The organism is Nitrobacter sp. Nb-311A, assembly GCF_000152905.1.
Taxonomy (GTDB): Bacteria; Pseudomonadota; Alphaproteobacteria; order Rhizobiales; family Xanthobacteraceae; genus Nitrobacter.
In genome coordinates this window covers 36,706-57,268 of record NZ_CH672420.1, presented here as the reverse complement: position 1 = coordinate 57,268, position 20,563 = coordinate 36,706, and the positions used below count along the sequence as shown (strand labels likewise).

Sequence of the window (20,563 nt, the reverse complement as noted above, 5' to 3'; positions counted from 1 at the left end):
TGACGATCATTCCTCGAATCTGACGAGTTACCTCGATGTTGTATTTTACGCGGTGGAAGGCGCTGGCGATCATCGTGACCGCCCTCGCGATCTGCCTGTGCGCCGTGCCGAACTTCTTTCCCGAGGCACAGGTCAAGACATGGCCGAAATGGGCGCAGCGTCACCTCGTGCTCGGACTTGATCTTCAGGGCGGTTCGTATCTCCTGCTTGAGGTCGATTCCAACTACGTCAAAAAGGAGAAACTTGATCAGGTTCGCGACGACGCCCGCAAGACGCTGCGCGACGCCCGGATCGCCTATACCGGTCTTGCCATAAAGAACGGCGCGGTCGAGGTCCGCATCAGCAAGGAGGAGGAATTCCAGACCGCGCTCGGTAAGTTGCGTGAATTATCGCAGCCGCTTGGAGGTCTGCTCGGCTCCAGCGGCCAGCGTAGCCTTGAGGTTAGCAGCGCGGACGGCGGGCTGGTTCGCATGGCCGTGCCGCAGACGGCTGTCACCGACCGCATCCGCCAGTCGGTCGAACAGTCGATTCAGATCATCGAGAGGCGCGTCAACGAACTCGGCACCGTCGAGCCTCTGATTCAGCGTCAGGGCGCCGACCGCATTCTGGTGCAGGTGCCGGGATTGCAGGATCCGACACGGCTGAAGGAAATTCTCGGCAAGACCGCCAAGATGGACTTCCGCATGGTCGATTCCAGTGTCTCTCCTGATCAGGCCGCGCAGGGTCAGGTGCCTGCCGATTCCGAGGTGCTGATGAGTTCGCAGGCGCCCAAGACGCCGTACGTCGTCAGGAAGCAGGTGCTTGTCTCCGGCGGCGATCTGACTGACGCTCAGCCAGGGTTCGATTCGCGCACCAGCGAGCCGATCGTAACTTTCCGCTTCAACAGCAACGGCGCACGAAAATTCGCGCAGGCGACGACCGAAAACGTCGGACAGCCGTTCGCCATCATCCTCGACAATGAGGTGATTTCGGCGCCGGTCATCCGCGAGCCGATCACCGGCGGCTCTGGTCAGATTTCCGGAAATTTCACGGTGCAGGAGGCCAACGATCTTGCCATCCTGCTGCGTGCCGGCGCATTGCCGGCGCCGCTGACAATCATTGAGGAGCGAACCGTCGGCCCCGGACTCGGGCAGGATTCTATCGAAAAAGGCGAACTCGCAGCCTATGTCGGATCGATCATGGTGATCCTGTTTATGCTGCTGACCTATCGGCTATTCGGAGTGTTTGCCAACATCGCCGTCGCCATCAACGTCGCCATGATCTTCGGCGTGTTATCGTTGCTGAACGCAACACTGACGCTGCCGGGCATCGCCGGCATCGTGCTGACGGTAGGCATCGCGGTCGATTCCAACGTGCTGATCTATGAACGCATCCGTGAAGAAATCCGCGCCGGTCGCACCGCCATTTCGGCCATCGACGCCGGCTTCAAGCGGGCGCTGGCGACAATTCTGGATTCCAACATCACGACGTTCATCGCTGCCGCCGTGCTGTTTTACATCGGCACCGGCCCGGTGCGCGGCTTCGCCGTAACGCTCGGCATCGGCATCATGACGACGGTGTTTACTGCATTCGAGGTGACCCGGCTGATCGTTGCGACCTGGGTGCGCTGGAAGCGGCCGCAAACCGTGCCGATCTGATGATGCGGAGCCGGCTGTGACCCAATGGATTTTACTCGGGCTCGGTGCCCTCATCGTCGTACTGACCATCGTCAGTTGTTTCGGCTTGCTGCCTTCGTTGCGGATCGTTCCGGATGACACGCATTTCGATTTCACACGATTCCGCCGCATCAGCTTTCCGATTTCCGCCGTGCTTTCGATCGTCGCGATCGCATTGTTCTTCACACACGGCTTGAACTTCGGCATCGACTTCAAGGGCGGTACGCTGCTCGAGGTGCAGGCCAAGTCGGGCGAGGCTGACATCGCAAGCATGCGCACGACGCTGAGCAAGCTCGATCTGGGCGAGGTTCAGCTTCAACAGTTCGGCGGGCCGACCGAGGTGCTGATCCGCGTTGCCGAGCAGCCGGGCGGAGACGCCGCGCAGCAGGCGGCGGTGCAGAAGGTGCGCGGCGCGCTGGGCGATAGCGTCAACTACCGCCGGGTCGAGGTCGTCGGACCGCGCGTGTCTGGCGAACTCCTTGCTTACGGCATGGTCGGACTGATGCTGGCGATCCTCGGCATTCTGATGTATCTCTGGTTCCGGTTCGAGTGGCAGTTCGCGCTCGGCGCCATGGTCGCAAACGTCCATGACATCGTGCTGACCATCGGCTTCATGTCGATTTCGCAGGTCGACTTCGATCTCACCAGTATTGCGGCGCTTCTCACCATTCTCGGCTACTCGCTCAACGACACCGTCGTCATTTATGACCGAATCCGCGAGATGCTGCGGCGCTACAAGAAAATGCCGATGCCCGACCTGCTCAATGAATCGATCAATTCGACGCTTTCGCGCTCGATCATCACTCACGCCACGGTGACCCTCGCGCTGCTCGCTTTGCTGCTGTTCGGCGGACCGGCTATACACAGCTTCACTGCGGTGATGACGTTCGGCGTCGTGCTGGTCGGCACCTACACCTCGATCTTTATCGCGGCCCCGATTTTGATCTATCTGGGCGTCGGCGAGAACCGCGCCGAGGTTGAGGAAAAGCCGGCCAAACCGCAGAAGCCAGCCAAGCCGCAGAAGTTAGCCAAGCTGTGAGTGCCGACCCGCCGGACGCGCCGCATCTTCCGCGGCCGGCCGTAATCGAGGCCTATGGCAACGGTGGCTTTCGCTTCGATACCATGTCGCATCGCGGTTCCCTGCTTTGCCTCCCGGACGGCGTCTGGGCGTGGCCCATTACGCGGGCGGAGGACATCGATCGTCATGCGCTGGCGCGCGTGTTCAAGGGGTCAGCTGACATTGATACGTTGCTGATCGGTACAGGAACAGACGTCTGGCCCGTTCCCCCCGAGCTGCGCGCCGCCCTGCGCCGCGTTAACATCGGAGTGGACACCATGCTCACGGGGCCGGCGATCCGGACTTACAACATCATGCTGGGAGAGCGGCGCAGGGTCGCGGCGGCGCTGATAGCCGTACCATGATAAACGCGAGGTCGAGGCAGCGCCTGACGGCGCTGATAGCCGTTCCATGATTGCCTCATCATCGGCACTGGCTGACCTGGCTCATCGCCGTACGGTGGTAAGCGCTATGTCTATATGCTCCATGGGGCGCGTGATCGCGGTGTCATGAACGGTACCAAGGAGAACACGTCCGCTGCGTTCTGCGCGGAACTGGTGCGCACCCACGACTTTGCCAACTATGCAACGACTTTGTTCGCACCGCTCCGATTCCGCCGTGCGCTGCTGGCGCTTTATGCTTTCAACGTGGAGATCGTCAGGATACGAGAGCAGATCACCCAGCCGTTGCCGGGCGAAATCCGCTTGCAATGGTGGATCGATATGATCGACGGCGCCGGGCGCGGCGGCGTTGAAGGTAATCCGGTCGCGGCAGAACTTTTGCTCGCGATCCAGGAGCATGGTCTGCCGGTCGAGCTGTTGTCACGACTGATCGAGGCGCATCAGTTCGATCTTTACAACGATCCGATGCCGGACATGGCAGCGTTTGAACGATATCTCGGCGATACATCGTGCGCGCTGTTTTCGCTTGCCTCGCGCGTGGTCGGACAGCGATCGGAAGAAACGGATCATCTGGCGCGACACGCGGGTCTCGCGGCCGGCATCGCTCAAACTATCGCTAAGTTCGGTTTCGATGCTTCGCGGCGGCAATCGTATGTGCCGCTGCAGTTGCTGGAGCAGCACAGCGCCGATCTGGAACAGGTGTTCGCGGGGCAGGACACGTCTTCAGTTCGCGCTGCAATTGGCGGACTGGCCGATGAAGCGCGATCGCATCTGGAGGTGGCGTTCGGTCTGCTACCCGACCTGCCGCCGCAGTCCCGCGGTGTCTATCTTCCGCTCGCGCTTGTGCGTCGCGCATTGAACGCTGGCGACACTGACATCAATCCCTTTGTGCCGCGGCCCGTATCGCGGCTGCGTATCCTGTGGACGATGTGGCGGGCATCGCGCACTCGGCCGTTTAGCGTTTGAACGGGTCAGGAAGGCAGCGCCTGATCGCGCGATTCAAAATTGAAGCGGTCTCGAAGATTTTTCCGGCTACCCAGGGTATCGCGGAAGAATTCACGGTCTTCCGGACTTGTGATCAATGGCTCAATCAGATCGATCTGATTCATGGCGATGAGTTGCAGGATCTCAGTGCGCACCTTGCCGTCGGCGCCTCGTGGAAGACGCGGAATGACCTGGATGTGCTCGGGAGGCTTCGGCTCGTTTGCAGCGGCGAGAATGGAGCGTAACCGCGCTTCGAGTCCGGGCAGATCTGCCTCGACAAAGGCGTAAAGTCCGACGCCGCTGCGGCGGTCCGCGAAGGCAACGATGGCGGCATCACGTACCGCAGGATTCTCCCTGATGCGCGCGATCAGAACAGGAGCGTCGTTGACGAGACGTCGGCCGCCACCTTCGCGGTCGGTGAAATTGAACAGGCCGCGCGTGATGGCCTTGTAGACTTTCTTGCCGGTCATCAGCCACGCGCGCGCGATGACCGACTTGCGCTCAAGTAACTTGCGCTCGCGTGGCGTCAGGGCGTCGGACGCATAAGTGCGCTTGTGTTTGAGAAGATGCCGCAGGTCTTCGTAAGCTGCGATACGAAACAGACGCGATCGCCGTTTGAAGCACGCGGCGAGTTGGAAGTCCGTCAGGTAGGCATTGCCGTCGCTGCCGCGCAGCCAGTTCTGTTCCTTGGCAAGATCGTTGTGGCAGATGCCCGCGCGATGCAGCTTGCGAAGCGCTGCCTTGGCTGACCGAAAATAGGATAGGTCGCCATGGGGCCTGGCGAGATGCAGCGCCACACCATCGATGAAGCCTCGCACCAATGCGCTGCGCCCGCTCCACAAAAGTTCTGGACCGACGTCGAGACCACGAGCGAGCGTCAGCGCCTTGCGTTCCCGCTCGAACAAATGCCTCGCCACGGGATATGACCACCAGGGCACCTGATCCAGCCGCCGCAACACCGCGTTGATCTCGCCGGACGTCATCCGAAGACGCCCGCGCTCCACGGTCGAAAACACGTCGCGCTTCAGCAAGACTCCTTCGGTCCAGCTCGTGGACAGGAATGCTGCATCCTGCGTCGGAAGGGGCATGAATGATCCTGGAGATGGTGTGTTGAACCTATGCCGCAACTGCCGGATGAAGTGCATCGGCGATCCAGCGATCGAGATCCGACAGCGCGCGCGCGCAGATTACCTGCTTTTTTGCGATTGCCTTTTCGTTGCCGCGCAGGCGCGTGCCGTCAGGCGCCTTGTTGGGTGGATTGGCGAGCGGCGGAAACAATCCGAAATTGATGTTCATCGGCTGGAACGAGCGGGGTCCCGCATCAATAGTTTCGATGTGGCCGCCCGTGATGTGGCCGAGCAGCGCCCCCAGCGCCGTCGTCTGCGGCGGGACTTCAAGCGTGTGGGTCCGTGCATCAGCCGCGGCATAAAGTCCGGCGATCAAGCCGATTGCGGCGGATTCCACGTAACCTTCGCATCCGGTCATCTGTCCCGCAAAGCGCAGCCGCGGCTCGGCACGCAGTCGCAACCGGTTGTCGAGGAGTTTTGGCGAGTTCAGGAATGTGTTGCGATGCAAACCGCCGAGGCGGGCGAATTCCGCGTTCTCAAGGCCCGGAATGGTGCGGAAGATACGCGTCTGCGCGCTATGCTTCAGTTTGGTCTGAAAGCCCACGATATTGTAAAGCGTTCCCAGCTTGTTGTCCTGGCGTAACTGGACGACGGCGTAGGGCTTGGTGGTGGGATCGTGCGGATTGGTAAGACCCACCGGTTTCATCGGACCGTAGCGCAGAGTTTCGCGGCCGCGTTCAGCCATGACCTCGATCGGTAGGCAGCCGTTGAAATACGGGGTATCGGTCTCCCAGTCTTTGAAGTCGACCTTCTCGCCCTCAAGCAGCGCGTCCACGAAAGCGTGATACTGCGTCTCGGTCAGCGGACAATTGATGTAATCGGCGCCGCTGCCGCCAGGACCAGCCTTGTCATAACGGGACTGAAACCAGGCTTTCGACATATCGATGGAGTCGCGATGGACGATGGGTGCGATCGCGTCGAAAAAGGCGAGCGCGGATTCGTCGGTCAAGGCGCGGATCGCAGCGGCGAGGGGGGCCGAGGTGAGGGGACCCGTGGCGACGATGACGTTGCTCCAGTCAGCGGGCGGCAGGCCGTCGATCTCGGCCCGGTCAATCTCGATCAGCGGATGATCTTCGAGAGCTTCGGTGACGGCAGCCGAAAAGCCGTCGCGATCCACTGCGAGCGCGCCGCCTGCCGGAACCTGATGAGTATCGGCGCAACGCATGATCAGCGACTCCAGCCGGCGCATCTCGGCATGTAAGAGTCCGACCGCATTGTTGGAAGCATCGTCGGATCGGAACGAATTCGAACAGACCAGCTCCGCCAGGCCGCTGGTCCGGTGCGCCTCAGTCATCCGGTGCGGACGCATTTCGTGCAGAATCACTCGAACGCCCCGACCTGCGACCTGCCAGGCTGCTTCCGAGCCGGCCAGGCCGGCGCCGATGATATGGACGGTAGCGCGGGAAGGTTCAAAGTGAGTCATGGAACGGAGGGGTAGCGCGTTTTTCAGTCAAAAGGAACGCGTTAGCGCGAGTAATGGCGACGGCATTCTCGTTCCGATCCGCCTCCCCAATCCGGGATTCCTGCTGGTCCGACGCTTGCTATGGTTGATGACCCGCATCCGCATTCAAGTCCGGACCTCCGCTTGCGGGGAACCGGGCTTGAAGGATTGGAGACGCCGTGGCTGTCCCGGTTAGCAGAGAGAGAGTTCAAAGCTCCTGATACCGGGACAGCCTTTGCGAGAACGAGCGTCTTTCATCAATCCGAACTATCGAAGAACCGGTGCTTGCGCCCGTAAGGCGGGAACAAGACGGACGGGAAATCGGCCGCGTAGCGTTTTTCCTTCTCCGTTTCCGGAGGCTCATGCGCTGACGACGTCAAAGGACTCTCGATCGCCTTGCGATAGAGATGCCACGTCGCATGACCGAGCAGCGGCATGATGATCGTGAGACCGAGGAAGAAGGGAATCGACCCGAGCGTCAGCAGGATAGCGACGATCAGACCCCATTCCGCAGCCGCAATTGGATTCTTCGCCACCACGCGCATGGACGTCAGCATCGCATCGCTCATGTCGGCGTGTTGATGAAGCATCAGCGGGAATGAAACAAAGCTGATGCACAAGGCAACGGCTGCGAACAGGAATCCGACGCCGACGCCGGTCATGATCATACGCCAGCCCTCGGACGTGGTGAAGACCTGCGTAAGGAAGTCAGGAATTGCCGATGCCGGAGTGTTGCCGTAGGTGGACACGTAGATCGCGTGCGCCGTTGCCACCCAAGCGACAAAAATAACAAACAACAGCGCGCCCAGTCCAAGCATCGAGCCAAACGATGGCGCCCGCAACACGCGGAATGCGTGCCAGGCGGACGCTTCCATGCCGAGTTCGCGGCGATAGCTCAGTTCATAAAGTCCAAGTGCCGCAAACGGCCCGATGAGAGCAAAGCCGGCGGCGATCGGAACCAGCATCGGCAAGACCGAATAGCCAAGGACCATTCTCCACAGCAGAATTCCGATTATGGGATAGATAACGCAAAGGACGATGGCGTGGCTGGGGACAGCCTTGAAGTCTTCCCAGCCCAGCCGCAATGCATCGAGCAGGTCGGGTAGGCCGATGTGACGGACCACTGGTCTGTCTGCGCCGGCCATTCCCGAGTGTGACGTGACGTCAACGGGATAAGAGGTGGCCATGTTCGTTGTCTCCCTTTCGCGGGGTCCGATCTCTGACCGCCGGAAGGCGCGAGTTCGCCCCTTCGGAAACGATCACGATCAAGACCAGACGCGAGGGCAACCAACCTGGTCTTGCCGCGACCTGTAAGGTCATTCTAATTCAGATCAGGGATTTTGGTTGCTCACGGTTGAGTGAATTTTTTTTGCGCCATCGGTATGCCGCGCGTTGGTTCGACCGCTTAGGTGAAGTTTGCGGTTGCCGCGAAATGTAAAGGCTCGGGTACAAGCGGGCGGCTGAATACTTCGCCGGCGGCGGGCCGTTGGCTGCATTGGCAAGCCGCGGCGAGGCGGTTACTCTTTGAAGTTATCGGCGGACACGGACGCGAAAGTTCCACTCCGGATCCGGGACGAGATCTGAATAAATGGGAGCGGCACGATGAGCATATTCGGAAAGATCATGGGCGCCATCTTCGGCACTCACGCCGAAGCGGCAACACCAGCAGGCGAGGCAGGTAGTGGTGCTGCGCCTTCGTCGGACGGTTCGACGACGAAGAGCGTCGATGTCGCGGCCATTCTCGACAAGGCCGTCGCCGCCAAGAAGGAAAAGCTAGCATGGCGGACCTCGATCGTTGATCTGATGAAGGCGCTTGATGTGGACTCCAGTTTGAGCGCTCGCAAGGAGCTGGCGAAGGACTTGAAATACCCCGGCGACATCAATGATTCCGCGGCGATGAACGTCTGGTTGCATAAACAAATGATGGCTCAACTCGCAGCCAACGGGGGTAAGCTACCGCCCGACATGAAGCCCTGATGTGATAAAAGAGCACGCGTTCGGGAAGTTCCGCGACGACACACGCTGTCTCGATGAAGCAAGGCGTTTGTAGTTTGAATGAGGCCGCGAACGCAATGTTTGATGCGGTCTCACGCTACTGTCTGCTTCTTTCGGATGCCTGTCGAGATAAGCGGCTACGAATCCGCAGCGGGCTGCGCCTGGCGCAACGCGATGGTTCGCAAAAGCGACGCCACCTGCGACTCCAGTTCAAAACGGCTAACGGCCGCATTCTCGCAAGTCGCCGGATCACGAGATCCGGAACCGACTTGAGCACCGTTCTTCAAAACGAGGCTTTGCGCCTTTTCACAAATTCGGCCTCAGCAGGTCGGCATAATCCGGGTGCTTGTCGAGCCACGCTTTCACGAAGGGGCATTGAGCGCTGGCGCGGAATTTATCCGCGCGCACCTGATCCAACGCTCCCTTCACCAGTTCTGAGCCGATGCCCTTACCCTCAAGTTCGGGCGGCACCTGGGTGTGTGTGAAGACAAGGACCCCGTCAAGAAATCGGTAGTAGGTTGCGGCAACGTGCCCGTCTACTTCGAGTTCGTAGCGATGTTTTGCCATGTTGTTGACGACTTCGGACATTTCGCAGCCTTTGTTCTCTTTGCCTGAAAGGCAACATTCAAAGTTTTCGTGGGCCAGTCAACCGCCGTAGAATCCTTACGGCTTTGTCATCGCTGCGCCCATTGGCATCGGGAATGACGCCCGTCCGGCGCTGCTCCGGGTGCGGCCAGGTCGCACTATTTGGCCGCGGTTGGCTGGACAAGCCCTCAGCGGGATGGCATCAAACCTTGACGGGGTGCGACCCTAGCGGAGGGTGTCCGTGAAGCTCCTGTGGCGGATTTGCGGCAATGAAGCAGTTTTTCCTCAAACTCTTTACCTGGTGGAATAGCCAGACCTTTGGCACGCAGCTTTGGACCTGGCGATTTGGCGAACTGGTCGGCAAAGACGGCGAGGGCAACTCCTATTACCGGACACGCGGTGGAAAGATCGACCCGACGCTTGGTTTCGAGCGGCGCTGGGTGGTCTACAATGGCTATACGGAAGCCAGCCGCATTCCGCCTGAATGGCATGGCTGGATTCACCACGTCGTGGATGTTCCACCCACCAAAGAGAACTATCAGCCGCGCGAATGGCAGAAGCCCCATGTACCGAACATGACCGGGACGCCGGTAGCTTATCGGCCCGCCGGCTCGACGCTGGCGAGCGGCCGTCGTCCGAAGGCAACCGGCGATTACCAGCCCTGGACACCGGGACAGTAGAAACATCCGTATCAGGTTACGCGGGGCGCTGCACGAACGTGCGAGCAGGCGGTGTCACTGTTTGGTGGCCGCGAAGATTCCGCTGCCGAGATAGCCGCCGGCGCCGGAGATTCCGACGCGTCCGCCCATCTCTCCGACCGGGCTGTGAACGCCCTGGAAGAAACTGCCGTCGATGGCCATTTGACGGCTGCCAGTATCGCCATTGAGCGTGCCGCCGAAATTGCGCGGGTCGGTGTTGAAGTTCACGGTGCCGGAATAGTTGGTGTTGTCGAGATTGGTCACGTTCACCGCACCTGTTCGCGCTCCGAAATCGACCGCGTTGGAGAAGCCGCCCGCGACGAAACCCGCATTATTCACATTGGCGATGACATGGCCGGTATAGGTTGCAGTGCCTGTCGTGGGTACATCGCCGATACTGCCCACGGGCCGGCCGGCGACCCAGGTGCCAACGAGGAATTCGCGCGGAGTTTGCTCCGTGGTGTTCGTGTCAGCGCTTGTCGCTTCGATCTGCCAGAAACCCCAGCGCGTATAGTCACACTGACAGGGCGTCAGGTTCGGAATTGCGTCGGTGACGATCTGGTCGGAGGCGACGCCGTTGGCTGACACCATCACGCCTTTGATCGGTACGCCGTTGACGACGGAGTTGTCGGGCGTGTTCGCATAGAAATTGTTGTAATCCACATAGGCGCTGTTGGCCGGGCCGCTCGATCCTTTCGAGCCGAACTGGAACAGCGCATGAATCGTACCGGCAAGCTGCGTGAATGGATTGCTCTTGTCGTATGCGTATATGTCCAGCTTTCCCTCGACGCGATTGTTGGCGGCGTCGAGCGTGATTTCAGATGTACCGCTTACCGGTCTGATTGGATTATCGTTATCAGGGATGACGTCCAGTCCGCCGACATATCCGCTCAGCGTCACCGACGGCCGTGCTTCGGGCAGGGGGATATTATTTGTCGGCGGAGGGTGGTCGTTACCGGGCGACCGGTCTTGCGCGATCTGCTCCACCGCCTCTGCCTGATTGGAAATCTGGATCGACTGCGTGAAGGCTGACGTGATTGCGCTGAGTTGCTCGACAATAGGGGGCGGAGCGGGTGCGGGAGGAGCGCCAGATCCGGTCACCAGCCCACTGGATGATCCCGTCGCTCTTTGCGCGGCCGCCGCAATATTCTTTGCGGATGCCGCGCTTGCGCGCACGCCCCCCGTTTGACCGGCGGCGCTTTGGAAGATCGCGATCTGCTGCTGCACGAACCCTGGTGGCGGCAGGCCGGGTAGCGTTGGGGGGGCGCCTGTTTGCGTCTGGGTGAATTCGCCGGCGCCCAGCGTGACGGTCCGGCCGCCGGATGTGACGGTCATTGTGCCATAGCCGGAATAGATGCCGCCCTTGCCATCCGTCATCATCACGCCGCCACGAATGCCGATCAAGGCCGACGCGGATTTAATCTCCGCATCTCCGTTATGGCTGATCTGGCCACCTACGAAACGCAGCGCGCCCTTGCCGAGAGTTGCCGCCAGCTTGCCGGTGTTGGCGTTCGGGTCATAGACGTATTCATCGATTGTGAGGTCGCTGTTCGGACCGATCGTCATCGAGGTCTTGTCGAGGAACAACAGCTGCACCGAGCCGCTGGACTTGGTCTGGATGCGCTCCTTGTGGGCGATCGACTGGCCGATGACGATGGTTTTCAGGTTGGCGGTTGCGGCAGGATTCACGGCCGATGCGGTGCCGACCTGCTGAGCCTGCGCCGCCGCGCCCCCCAGCGCCAGCGCAGCCCCCGACATCGCGATACAAAGGCCCCCCGCCCGGCTCATGGCAATTCCCGATACTCAAAACTGACAAATCCAGGATAAGTATACGCTTGAATAGTCCGTATGCGCCAACCCCAGATCGTCCACCAAAACGCCGTCCGTGAGCGATTGATCATATCTGTTGCTGTAAATCCACGCCACGCATGACGTCACTGGGTCGAAGAAAGCATTGCCGCAGCGGTCAGTGGACGCGGAGCAGGCCGCCCTTTCCCCGCCGCAATCGACGTGTTAACCGGATGTTGCGAGCGGCTTGGAGCCTTAAATCCCTGTACAATGGTCCGGCCCTGATTCGAGCCCTACAAAGCCGCGCATGATGTTTCGAATTATTGTTATAGCCGGTTGTGCGGTTTTTGCGGGCGTCGCACTCGTTATTGCCGCGCCTTCAGCGCGTGCTCAAATTGGCAATATTTTTTCGGACTCTCCGCCGCGTCCGCCGGGCTCCATTCCACATGGGCAGGTCGCGCCCGAGGACGATGAGGAAGAGGTGCCCGACTTGCCGCAGGGACGGGTGCTTCCGGCGCCGATGCATCCAGCGCCGGGTCAGGGTGCTCCGCCGCCTGGTCCGGTTCAATCCCAGCCGTTGCCGCCGCCGCCCGGAACAACCATGGTTCCGCAGAATGCTCCAGGTGGCGTGGCCGTTGCGCCGCTTTCACCCCCTCAGACTTCCGATCATAACTCCGCGCGACCGGCTCCGCCGACGCCGGCCACGCTGCAACCCGGCGACGAGGTCGTCACCGAGGCACCGGCCGAAAAGGTCATCAACAAGAAGGCTGTATTTTCCGGCCTCGACAAGATCACCGGCCGCATCATCCATTTCGATGAGGATATCGGAGAAACCGTGCAGTTCGGCGCGCTGCGGGTAAAGACCGACGCTTGCTACACGCGTCCCGCGACCGAAGCCGCTAATACAGACGCCTTCGTCGAGGTCGATGAGATCACGCTTCAGGGCGAGGTGAAGCGGATTTTCTCCGGCTGGATGTTCGCGGCGAGCCCTGGCCTGCATGGCGTTGAGCATCCGATCTATGACGTCTGGTTGACCGACTGCAAGGATCCGGAGACGACCGTTATCGCCGCGCAGCCGGATCAGCCGAAACCGCCGCCGCCAGCCAGGCGATCGCGGCAATCCACCCGTCAGCCGCGTCAGGCGGCGCCGTCGGCGCAACCGGCGCCATCACCTCCGCCGCAGCGGCAGCCGCAGAGCAATCCTTTCTTTCCGCCCTTCCAAAGGTAGCGGGTGTGTTTCGCCTCTCTGCTCGCGCTTCAGGACTTTAAGAATGGCCGCGGGCGATGGACCTGAGCGCTTCCGCGCCCGGCACCGGCCGGTCAAGCGGCAACGCCCCGAAATCGGCGTGGCCTTCCAGCGCAACGTCCAATAACGCCCGGTAACGCCGGCGCGGGATTTCGATTGCGCCGAACCCCCGCAGATGGTCGGTCACGAACTGCGTGTCGAGCAAGACGAAGCCTCCCGCGATCAATCGGGCGACCAGATGCACGAGCGCGACCTTCGATGCGTCCCGCACGACATGGAACATGCTCTCCCCAAAAAACGCGCGACCGAGCCTGACGCCATAGAGGCCCCCCGCGAGTTCATCATTTTGCCAGACCTCGACACTGTGACAGTGGCCAAGTTCGTGCAGGCCGATATAGAGTTCGCGAATACGATGATTGATCCAGGTATTGTCGCGTCCTGGTTGTGGCGCGGCGCAACCGTTGATTACCTCGTCGAAGGCTGTATCGATCGTCACGGTGAAACTGTCGGATCGGACGGTGCGCGCGAGCCGCGACGGGACTCGAAAGCTTTCGAGTGGAATGACACCGCGCATCTTCGGCTCGACCCAGAAGAGCGTCGGATCATCGACGCTTTCCGCCATCGGAAAAATACCGCAGGCATAGGCGCGCAGCAGCAACTCAGGCGTGATCTCGGACGAGGCGGTCTCGCGGGACATCCCGTATCTTATAGCAGAGGCGCAAGGCTTCTGCGCCGATAATCTGCTAAAGCTCTGTGATTCTGAATTGATGCGTTTTCTTCACGCGAAGCGGTATCCACTTCGCTCGAAACGCTCAAAAAGTTGAGACCGTTCGCGGCGTTGTTGGCGTTTACCGCGACCGGGGCTCAGGCTGCGGTCGCCGATAAGGGGTCCGTGACGTCTGGCATTCCGCGACGGAACCGCAGTACGATACGCGTGCCCGCATGGGTGGGATCGCGTTCGGCCTGAGCATCGAGTTTCTGCGCCATTGCGGAAACAATCCGCTGGCCCATTCCGGTCGAGCGCGGATCGGCTTTTGCATTGAGGCCAACGCCGTCGTCGGCGATTGACAGTACGACGTCATCCCCATTGGTCACGAGTTCGACGTGGATGGGGCCGGGGCCGTCGGGATAGGCATATTTGACCGAATTCATCACCAGCTCATTGACGATGATTCCGATAGCCACGGCGCGATCGGGATCGATCTCGATGGGTTGAGCCTTCAGGTCGAGGCGCGACATCCGGTTGCCTTCGGCGGAGCGTCGGAGGTCTTCGAGCAGTGCTTCAAGATACTGGTTCAGCAGGACGCTTTTCAGGTCGTGTGAGGTGTAGAGCCGACGATGCACTTGTGCGACCGCCGCCACCCGTCCCATTGCATTTGTAAGGGCGGCCTTGATGTCCTCCTCGGGGCTTGAATTGGCTTGCAGGTGCAGCAGCGACGCGATGATCTGGAGACTGTTGCCGATGCGATGATTGACCTCGCGCAGCAGCATCTCGCGCTCGGCGGCCAGCGCCGCATAGCGGTCGCGCGAGGCGCGGACTTCGGCTTCAGCTTCGTCGCGCGCTTTTTGAATGAGCGCCTGCCGGATCGCTACTTCCGCCGCGACATGCAACAGCGGAACGAACTCACCGAGCGTATCTTTGACAAGATAGTCGGCGGCGCCCGCTTTAAGCGCGGTCACCGCGATCTTTGAATCTTGCGAGGCGGTGACGAATACCACGGGAGGCGCACCGGGAATTGCCTGAATCCGTCCCAGTGTCTCCAACCCGTCCAGGCCGGGCATGTATTGATCGAGCGCGATCACATCGATGCCGCCGAGCGCGATGCGCGCGAGGCCGGCCTCGCCGTCGGGCGCGTATTCCACGCAAAATCCGTGGCGCGTCAGGCCGCGCTCCACCAGACGAGCCAGCGCCTTGTCATCATCCACGTACAAAAGGGTAGGCTTGATTTTCATGGAGTGGCCTGGGGCACCTGGATGATGGAGAAAAACAGACCGAGTTGCCGGATCGCGTTGGCGAAACTGTCATAATTTACTGGCTTCGTGATGTAGACGCTGCATCCGAGGTCGTAGCAACGCTTGATCTCCTGTGAATCGTCCGTTGTCGTCAGCACGACCACGGGTGCGCACTTTAGAATCCTGTTTTCCTTCATGCGCCGGAGGATATCGATGCCGGTCATGTCAGGTAGATTGAGATCGAGCAGGATCAGCAGCGACTCTCCCTTATGAGGCAGGCCGTTACCATCCGCGCCGAACAGATAATTGACGGCCTCCGTACCGGTGGTGAACGGCTTGATCTCATTGTTGACACCGGAACGCCGGATATTGCGCTCAATCAGCTTGGCATGACCCTCATCGTCTTCGATCATGATGATGGTGACTGGCGCGCTCATGTCTGTTCGTCCCGGTTGGTGCCCATCCATGCGGCAGGAAGCGTAACGGTAAATGTGGTGCCTTTATTGAGCTCTGACGAGACCGATATGGTGCCTCCGAGCCTTCGCACCAATGCACGGACGTGTGCGAGGCCGATACCCTGGCCCGGCCGATCCTGAGGTCCCGCCCGGCGAAACAAATCGAAAATGCGCTGGTGGTCCTTCGGATCGATGCCGCGGCCATTATCGGTGATCTCAAAGATCACAAAACCGAGCTTGCGCTGGCCGCGAATGGCGATATCTCCAGGACCATCAGATTTGAGGTATTTCAAGGCATTGTCGATCAAATTGGAGAAAATCTGTTCGATTGCGATGCGGTCGCTGACGATATCCGGCAACGGCTCGACCCGGATCTGGGCATTGGCCTCGGCGGCTTGATGAGCCACGGTGGATACGATGCTCTCGATCAGATCCCGCGTGGCGATCGCAGAGGGGTGAAATTCGCGTCGGCCCTCGCGGGTGAGACTGAGGATCGCGCCGATCAACCGATCCATTTTGGCGATAGACGACTTGATGAAGCCTAGAGCCTCGGTGAAGTCCTGCGACAACTGCTCGTCCGGTCCTTCGAGAGTCGGCTTGGCCACACGGGCTGAATCGTCCATTGCCGGAGGCGGAAGGCCGTCCGGCCGGCTCAGCTCCGCGATCCGTCGAAAAATGTTGCCGCGCAGGTCCTCAAGTTCACTGGTGAAGCCCATGATGTTGACCAGCGGCGAGCGCAAATCGTGACTGACGATATAGGCAAAACGCTGGATTTCATCGTTGGCTTCTCGGAGATCGCTGGTGCGCTTCTCTACGGTCGATTCCAGGTTCAGATTGATATCGCGCAACTGGGCATTAGCCAGGTCGCGCTCCCGGCTGGAGCGCCGCACGAGGTAGATTGAAAGTCCCGCAAACAGCACAATCAGCCCCGAACCAATGGCGGTAATCAATGCTGAAAACGATTGGCTGGCATCGGCTGACGCCGTTCGTGCAGCGAGCAAGCGGCTTTCCTCAGCTCGCATCTCGTTCCCGAGGTCACGGATGTGTCGCATCTCGTCCCGGCCGGCCTCTCGTCGTGCGTTCTCGACAGCCTCATCGAGCTGGTTCGTCAGCGCAAGATCAATACCCCGCCTCAATCGCTCGATCCGCTGATTGTTTAGTGGAACAATTTGCTGGAGGCGCTGTCGTTGGTAGGAGTTGTCGATCGTCAGTTTCTCCAGCCGTTCGAAACCCGGCAGAATCTGACCGGCTGCTTCCTCGAACGCGGCGCGGAATTCCGGATGCTGCGTCAGCAGAAAGCTGCGCTGCGCTGTTTCCGCCCGCTGCATCTGCAACTGGGTTAGCGAGATTTCATTCTCGACTTTCATGCTGTGCAGAACCCAGCGAGCGTCGTGGCGTGCCTTGTTGACGAAATAAATGGAGATTGCGCTGATCAGCGTCAAAACCACCAGACCTGCCGTCAGCAGAATCAGCTGGCCAAGCGCAGTCCGCGACGATCCGGTGGGTGGCACCCTGATCGCATCATGTTCGGGTCGAAACAGGCTTGGTCCCCGCACGTTGCTGGCTACTCTACCGAACGTCCTCGTGCGCCATCGGTTCCAGACCCTTTAACATAATCCTGGTCCTGACCGAGCGGCTCAAGTTCCCGCAAGACCGCCGCTGGAGAGGTACTGCTCCAGCCAATGGATGTGGTAGTCACCGTCGATAATGCTCGCCTCGCGGACCAGCGCCCGGAACAGCGGCAAGGTGGTGTCGACACCGTCCACAACCATCTCGTCGAGAGCCCTCCGCAGCCGCATCAGGCATTCAGCGCGCGTCTTGCCGTGAACGATCAGCTTGCCCACCAGTGAGTCGTAATAGGGGGGGATCACATACCCCTGATAGACAGCGGAATCGATCCGGACGCCGAGCCCGCCCGGCGGATGGAACTGCATGATTTTACCGGGGGAAGGGCGGAAGGTGACGGGATTCTCAGCATTGATGCGGCACTCGATCGCGTGGCCGCTGACGACAATCTCCTTCTGGGTGGCGGGAAGGTCGCCGCCGGCGGCGATGCGGATCTGCTCCAGCACCAGATCGATGTCGGTGATCATCTCGGTGACGGGATGCTCGACCTGAATGCGAGTGTTCATCTCGATGAAATAAAACCTGCCGTCCTCGTAGAGAAATTCGACCGTTCCGGCGCCGCGATACCGTATCTCACTCATCGCCTTGGCTACGATTTCGCCGATCTTGTTTCGGGCGGCTGCCGTCAGCGCGGGCGAGGGACCTTCTTCCCAGACCTTCTGGTGCCGCCGTTGCAGCGAGCAGTCGCGTTCTCCCAGATGAATGACGCCCCCGCGGCCGTCGCCAAGCACCTGGATTTCGATGTGACGTGGTTTCTGTAGATATTTCTCCAGATAGACGGAAGCATCGCCGAACGCCGCTCTGGCCTCGTTCCCCGCGGTCGAGATCGCCATCGTCAGGTCGTCGGCCGTCTTAACGATCTTCATGCCGCGCCCGCCGCCGCCGGCGGCCGCTTTTACGAGCACAGGAAAGCCGATCGCTTTGGCGATGGCCATGGCGTCGTCATCGGGGCCAATGCCGCCATCGGAGCCGGGGACCACTGGAATGCCGAGCCGTTTCGCGGTCTTCTTGGCTTCGATCTTGTCGCCCATGAGGCGAATGTGTTCGGCCTTGGGTCCGATGAAATGCAGGCGATGATCGGCGAGAATCTCGGCGAAACGAGCGTTCTCCGACAAAAAGCCGTATCCTGGATGTACGGCGTCGGCGCCCGTGATCTCACAGGCTGCCAGCAGGGCTGGAATGTTGAGGTAGCTGTCCTTCGGCGGCGGCGGACCGATACAGACGCTCTCGTCCGCAAGCCGGACATGCATGGCGTCGGCGTCGGCGGTGGAATGGACCGCCACGGTCGCGATACCCAGTTCCTTGCAGGCACGCAGGATGCGCAGGGCGATCTCGCCGCGATTGGCTATCAGGATTTTGTCGAACATCAGTGCGTCCGCGGTTCGAACGGCGTCATTCAATGATGACCAGCGGCTCGCCGAACTCGACGGGCTGGCCGTCCTCGACGAGAATCTGCATGATGGTGCCGGAACGCGGCGACGGTATCTGGTTCATGGTCTTCATGGCCTCGATAATCAGCAGCGTCTGGCCTGCGGCGACCTTGGAGCCGACCTCGATGAAGGGCTTGGCGCCGGGCTCCGATGCCCAATAGGCCGTTCCGACCATCGGCGAGGGAACCATGCCCGGATGTTTGCTGATGTCGGCGCTCGCGGTAGGCGCGGCGGCAGGCGCTGGCGCAGCCTGATAGGTAGCCGGCATTGCGGCCCCGACGGTGATATTGCGTGCGACACGTATGCGAAGTCCATCGCGCTCGATTTCGATTTCCGAAAGCCTGGTCTCGTCGAGCAGCGCAGCGAGTTCGCGGATCACGTCGCTCTCCTCGCGCAGTTCGTTGCCGGCTTTGATTTTTGCAGGTTCTCCGGGCTGGCGGGACATGATCTCGATCCGAAACTTTCTGTGAAAATGACACTGAGACGTCAGGGTTTAACTTTTTTCGACAGGCTCACCGCGCCGATCCTGGCGGCAAGGCCAGTGATCGCGAGCCGGTAGCCATCAATCCCGAACCCGGACAGGGTGGCGAACGCGGCTTTTGCCGTGAAGGAATGATGACGGAAATCCTCGCGGGCGTGGATGTTGCTGATATGAACTTCGACGGTCGGAATTTTGACCGCAGCAAGCGCGTCGTGAAGCGCGATGGATGTGTGCGAGTAGCCGCCGGCGTTGATAATGATACCCACAGCCTTCTTTGCATGAGCTTCGTGGATAAAATCGATCAATTCACCCTCGCTATTTGACTGGCGGCAGTCCGCAGTCAGTCCAAAATCCGAGGCTGTTTCGGCGCAAAGCTTTTCGACGTCGGCAAGGGTGGCGTGGCCATAGGTATCCGGCTCTCTCGTCCCTAGCATGTTAAGGTTCGGGCCGTTGAGCACGTAAATTGTTTTGGCCATCAGAATTCCCGAAACGGTCATCCGCCGCTGAGCGCCGGGTTTCGGGTCGTTATATGTAACAAGGGAGCCAAGGGGAAGCCTGAACACTTCCCGATTCAAACCTCAAATGTCTCACTCGGTTTGTGAGGATCTTCGTATAAGATAATGAAATATTTTGTTAACTAACCGTAAGCGCCATTGCTAGATTGAGTGTCCGCCACTCGGACCGATCCTAAGTACCATTCCTTAGCCCCAAGGGCAGTCCAGGATGGAAGACCCGCGCCGCCCATGGGGAACCTCGATCAGGACTCCAGAACCGCTATGATCTCCAGGGTATGCGGGTCGGCGACAACAATCTCGTGCCTCGAGCGCTGCCTTGAAACAGGGACTCGCCCAGTCAGCAGGAGGCTTTGCCGCAGCGCGCCGTGTTTATTTTCTCCTTGAGAGTTTCGAGACCCACGGCTCCCACGACAACTTGCTTGCCGATGACGTAGCTTGGCGTTCCGTTCATCCCCATGGATTCGGCAAGCTTGAAGTTTTCCTCGAGCGTGGCGCGCACCTCGGGGCTTGTCATATCCTTCTGGATCTTGGCGATGTCGAATCCGGCTTCCTTGGCCGCGGCCAGCGCTCGCGCCCTGTCAGCCTGACCGCGGCCGCCCAGAAGTTTCTGATGAAAGTCGAGGTATTTCTTGCCGGTGGGATCCTGCATTCGCGCCGCCACCGCCACCTGCGCGGCCTCGACTGAACTCTGGCCAAGCACGGGAAACTCCTTCAGCACGACCTTGAGCTTGTGATCCGACTTCAAAAGCTCAAGCATGTCGGCCATCGCGCGCTTGCAGTAGCCGCAGTTGTAATCGAAGAACTCGACGAAAGTGACGTCGCCGTTTTTATTGCCGAGCGTTACGCCGCGCGGTGAGTTGAAAATAGAGTTCGCGTTCTCCGTGACCGCAGTCTCGTGCTTGAGTGCTTCGGCTGTTGCCTGGCGCTTGCTGAGTTCGGTCGAAACCTCTTCCAGGATTTCAGGATGGGCGAGCAGGTAGTGCTTGACGATCTGTTCGATCTCGCCGCGCTGGCTGTCGGAGAAACTCTGCGCCGATGCGGTAACGGGCGCTGCGCCGAATGCGAGCGTAAGAAGGGCCGGAGCGAGAAAACGGAGAGAGGGCATTTTCAAATCCTTTGAAAGGGG

20 protein-coding genes are annotated in these 20,563 nt (G+C 60.1%); 7 read left to right on the top strand and 13 right to left on the bottom strand.

All coding sequences use genetic code 11. The annotated features are described in order from the left end of the window. Nucleotides 1-35: 35 nt before the first annotated feature. The 4 genes from secD to NB311A_RS16165 all read left to right on the top strand — a co-directional run bounded on the left by secD (nt 36) and on the right by NB311A_RS16165 (nt 4,079). Nucleotides 36-1,637: a protein translocase subunit SecD gene (gene secD, locus NB311A_RS16180; RefSeq protein WP_009799715.1), complete on the top strand. Its 1,602-nt coding sequence runs from the start codon at nt 36-38 to the stop codon at nt 1,635-1,637. A gap of 16 nt (nt 1,638-1,653) precedes the next feature. Next, nucleotides 1,654-2,694: a protein translocase subunit SecF gene (secF, locus tag NB311A_RS16175; protein ID WP_009799714.1), complete on the top strand. Its 1,041-nt coding sequence runs from the start codon at nt 1,654-1,656 to the stop codon at nt 2,692-2,694. After that, complete coding sequence (locus tag NB311A_RS16170; RefSeq protein ID WP_009799713.1) at nt 2,691-3,077, top strand: Mth938-like domain-containing protein; 387 nt, start codon at nt 2,691-2,693, stop codon at nt 3,075-3,077. Before secF ends, NB311A_RS16170 begins: the two co-directional genes overlap by 4 nt. A gap of 144 nt (nt 3,078-3,221) precedes the next feature. Continuing rightward, a complete protein-coding gene (locus NB311A_RS16165) occupies nt 3,222-4,079 on the top strand; it encodes a phytoene/squalene synthase family protein (RefSeq protein ID WP_040675738.1) in 858 nt (285 codons plus the stop codon). A 5-nt stretch (nt 4,080-4,084) separates the two neighbouring features. On the opposite strand, the gene NB311A_RS16160 is transcribed toward NB311A_RS16165, so the two are convergent. From NB311A_RS16160 to NB311A_RS16150, 3 genes are all read right to left on the bottom strand, one after another. Next, nucleotides 4,085-5,185, bottom strand: a complete 1,101-nt coding sequence (locus NB311A_RS16160; protein ID WP_009799711.1) for a serine/threonine protein kinase — start codon at nt 5,183-5,185, stop codon at nt 4,085-4,087. A gap of 28 nt (nt 5,186-5,213) precedes the next feature. Continuing rightward, nucleotides 5,214-6,647, bottom strand: coding sequence for a methylenetetrahydrofolate--tRNA-(uracil(54)-C(5))-methyltransferase (FADH(2)-oxidizing) TrmFO (gene trmFO / locus NB311A_RS16155; RefSeq protein ID WP_009799710.1), 1,434 nt, complete (start codon nt 6,645-6,647; stop codon nt 5,214-5,216). A gap of 275 nt (nt 6,648-6,922) precedes the next feature. Then, nucleotides 6,923-7,852, bottom strand: a complete 930-nt coding sequence (locus NB311A_RS16150) for a DUF2189 domain-containing protein (protein WP_040675656.1) — start codon at nt 7,850-7,852, stop codon at nt 6,923-6,925. Between the two features lie 415 nt (nt 7,853-8,267). On the opposite strand from NB311A_RS16150, the gene NB311A_RS16145 reads away from it, so the two are divergent. Further along, nucleotides 8,268-8,642: a DUF3597 domain-containing protein gene (locus tag NB311A_RS16145; RefSeq protein ID WP_009799708.1), complete on the top strand. Its 375-nt coding sequence runs from the start codon at nt 8,268-8,270 to the stop codon at nt 8,640-8,642. Between the two features lie 324 nt (nt 8,643-8,966). Here the strand turns inward: NB311A_RS16145 and NB311A_RS16140 are convergent, their stop codons facing one another. After that, on the bottom strand, nt 8,967-9,248 hold the full coding sequence (locus NB311A_RS16140; RefSeq protein ID WP_009799706.1) for a GNAT family N-acetyltransferase: 282 nt from the start codon (nt 9,246-9,248) through the stop codon (nt 8,967-8,969). A 266-nt stretch (nt 9,249-9,514) separates the two neighbouring features. Between NB311A_RS16140 and NB311A_RS16135 the strand changes: the two genes are divergently transcribed. Beyond that, the gene (locus NB311A_RS16135; protein WP_009799705.1) at nt 9,515-9,925 is read left to right on the top strand and encodes an NADH:ubiquinone oxidoreductase subunit NDUFA12; all 411 of its coding nucleotides are present in this window, start codon (nt 9,515-9,517) and stop codon (nt 9,923-9,925) included. A 54-nt stretch (nt 9,926-9,979) separates the two neighbouring features. Here the strand turns inward: NB311A_RS16135 and NB311A_RS16130 are convergent, their stop codons facing one another. Beyond that, on the bottom strand, nt 9,980-11,731 hold the full coding sequence (locus tag NB311A_RS16130) for a FecR domain-containing protein (protein WP_040675652.1): 1,752 nt from the start codon (nt 11,729-11,731) through the stop codon (nt 9,980-9,982). A gap of 310 nt (nt 11,732-12,041) precedes the next feature. On the opposite strand from NB311A_RS16130, the gene NB311A_RS16125 reads away from it, so the two are divergent. Then, nucleotides 12,042-12,959 carry a DUF2155 domain-containing protein gene (locus NB311A_RS16125; protein ID WP_040675735.1) on the top strand — a complete coding sequence of 306 codons (918 nt, stop codon included), beginning with the start codon at nt 12,042-12,044 and terminating at the stop codon, nt 12,957-12,959. 37 nt (nt 12,960-12,996) lie between these two features. Here NB311A_RS16125 and aat read toward each other — a convergent pair whose 3' ends face one another. The 8 genes from aat to NB311A_RS16085 form a co-directional block, all read right to left on the bottom strand. After that, nucleotides 12,997-13,674: a leucyl/phenylalanyl-tRNA--protein transferase gene (gene aat, locus NB311A_RS16120; protein ID WP_009799702.1), complete on the bottom strand. Its 678-nt coding sequence runs from the start codon at nt 13,672-13,674 to the stop codon at nt 12,997-12,999. Nucleotides 13,675-13,841: 167 nt separating this feature from the next. Further along, nucleotides 13,842-14,930, bottom strand: coding sequence for a sensor histidine kinase (locus NB311A_RS16115; protein ID WP_009799701.1), 1,089 nt, complete (start codon nt 14,928-14,930; stop codon nt 13,842-13,844). Next, nucleotides 14,927-15,367, bottom strand: coding sequence for a response regulator (locus tag NB311A_RS16110; RefSeq protein WP_009799700.1), 441 nt, complete (start codon nt 15,365-15,367; stop codon nt 14,927-14,929). The genes NB311A_RS16115 and NB311A_RS16110 overlap by 4 nt, the downstream gene beginning before the upstream one ends. Continuing rightward, nucleotides 15,364-16,896 (bottom strand): CHASE3 domain-containing protein, encoded by a 1,533-nt coding sequence (locus NB311A_RS16105; protein ID WP_009799699.1) that lies wholly within the window; start codon nt 16,894-16,896, stop codon nt 15,364-15,366. Before NB311A_RS16105 ends, NB311A_RS16110 begins: the two co-directional genes overlap by 4 nt. A gap of 126 nt (nt 16,897-17,022) precedes the next feature. Continuing rightward, complete coding sequence (accC, locus tag NB311A_RS16100) at nt 17,023-18,378, bottom strand: acetyl-CoA carboxylase biotin carboxylase subunit (protein ID WP_009799698.1); 1,356 nt, start codon at nt 18,376-18,378, stop codon at nt 17,023-17,025. A gap of 25 nt (nt 18,379-18,403) precedes the next feature. Next, entirely contained in the window at nt 18,404-18,886 is a 483-nt protein-coding gene (gene accB / locus NB311A_RS16095; protein ID WP_009799697.1) for an acetyl-CoA carboxylase biotin carboxyl carrier protein, read from the bottom strand. A gap of 41 nt (nt 18,887-18,927) precedes the next feature. Next, the gene (gene aroQ, locus NB311A_RS16090) at nt 18,928-19,398 is read right to left on the bottom strand and encodes a type II 3-dehydroquinate dehydratase (RefSeq protein ID WP_040675647.1); all 471 of its coding nucleotides are present in this window, start codon (nt 19,396-19,398) and stop codon (nt 18,928-18,930) included. Between the two features lie 376 nt (nt 19,399-19,774). Then, on the bottom strand, nt 19,775-20,542 hold the full coding sequence (locus NB311A_RS16085; protein ID WP_009799695.1) for a DsbA family protein: 768 nt from the start codon (nt 20,540-20,542) through the stop codon (nt 19,775-19,777). Nucleotides 20,543-20,563: the final 21 nt, after the last annotated feature.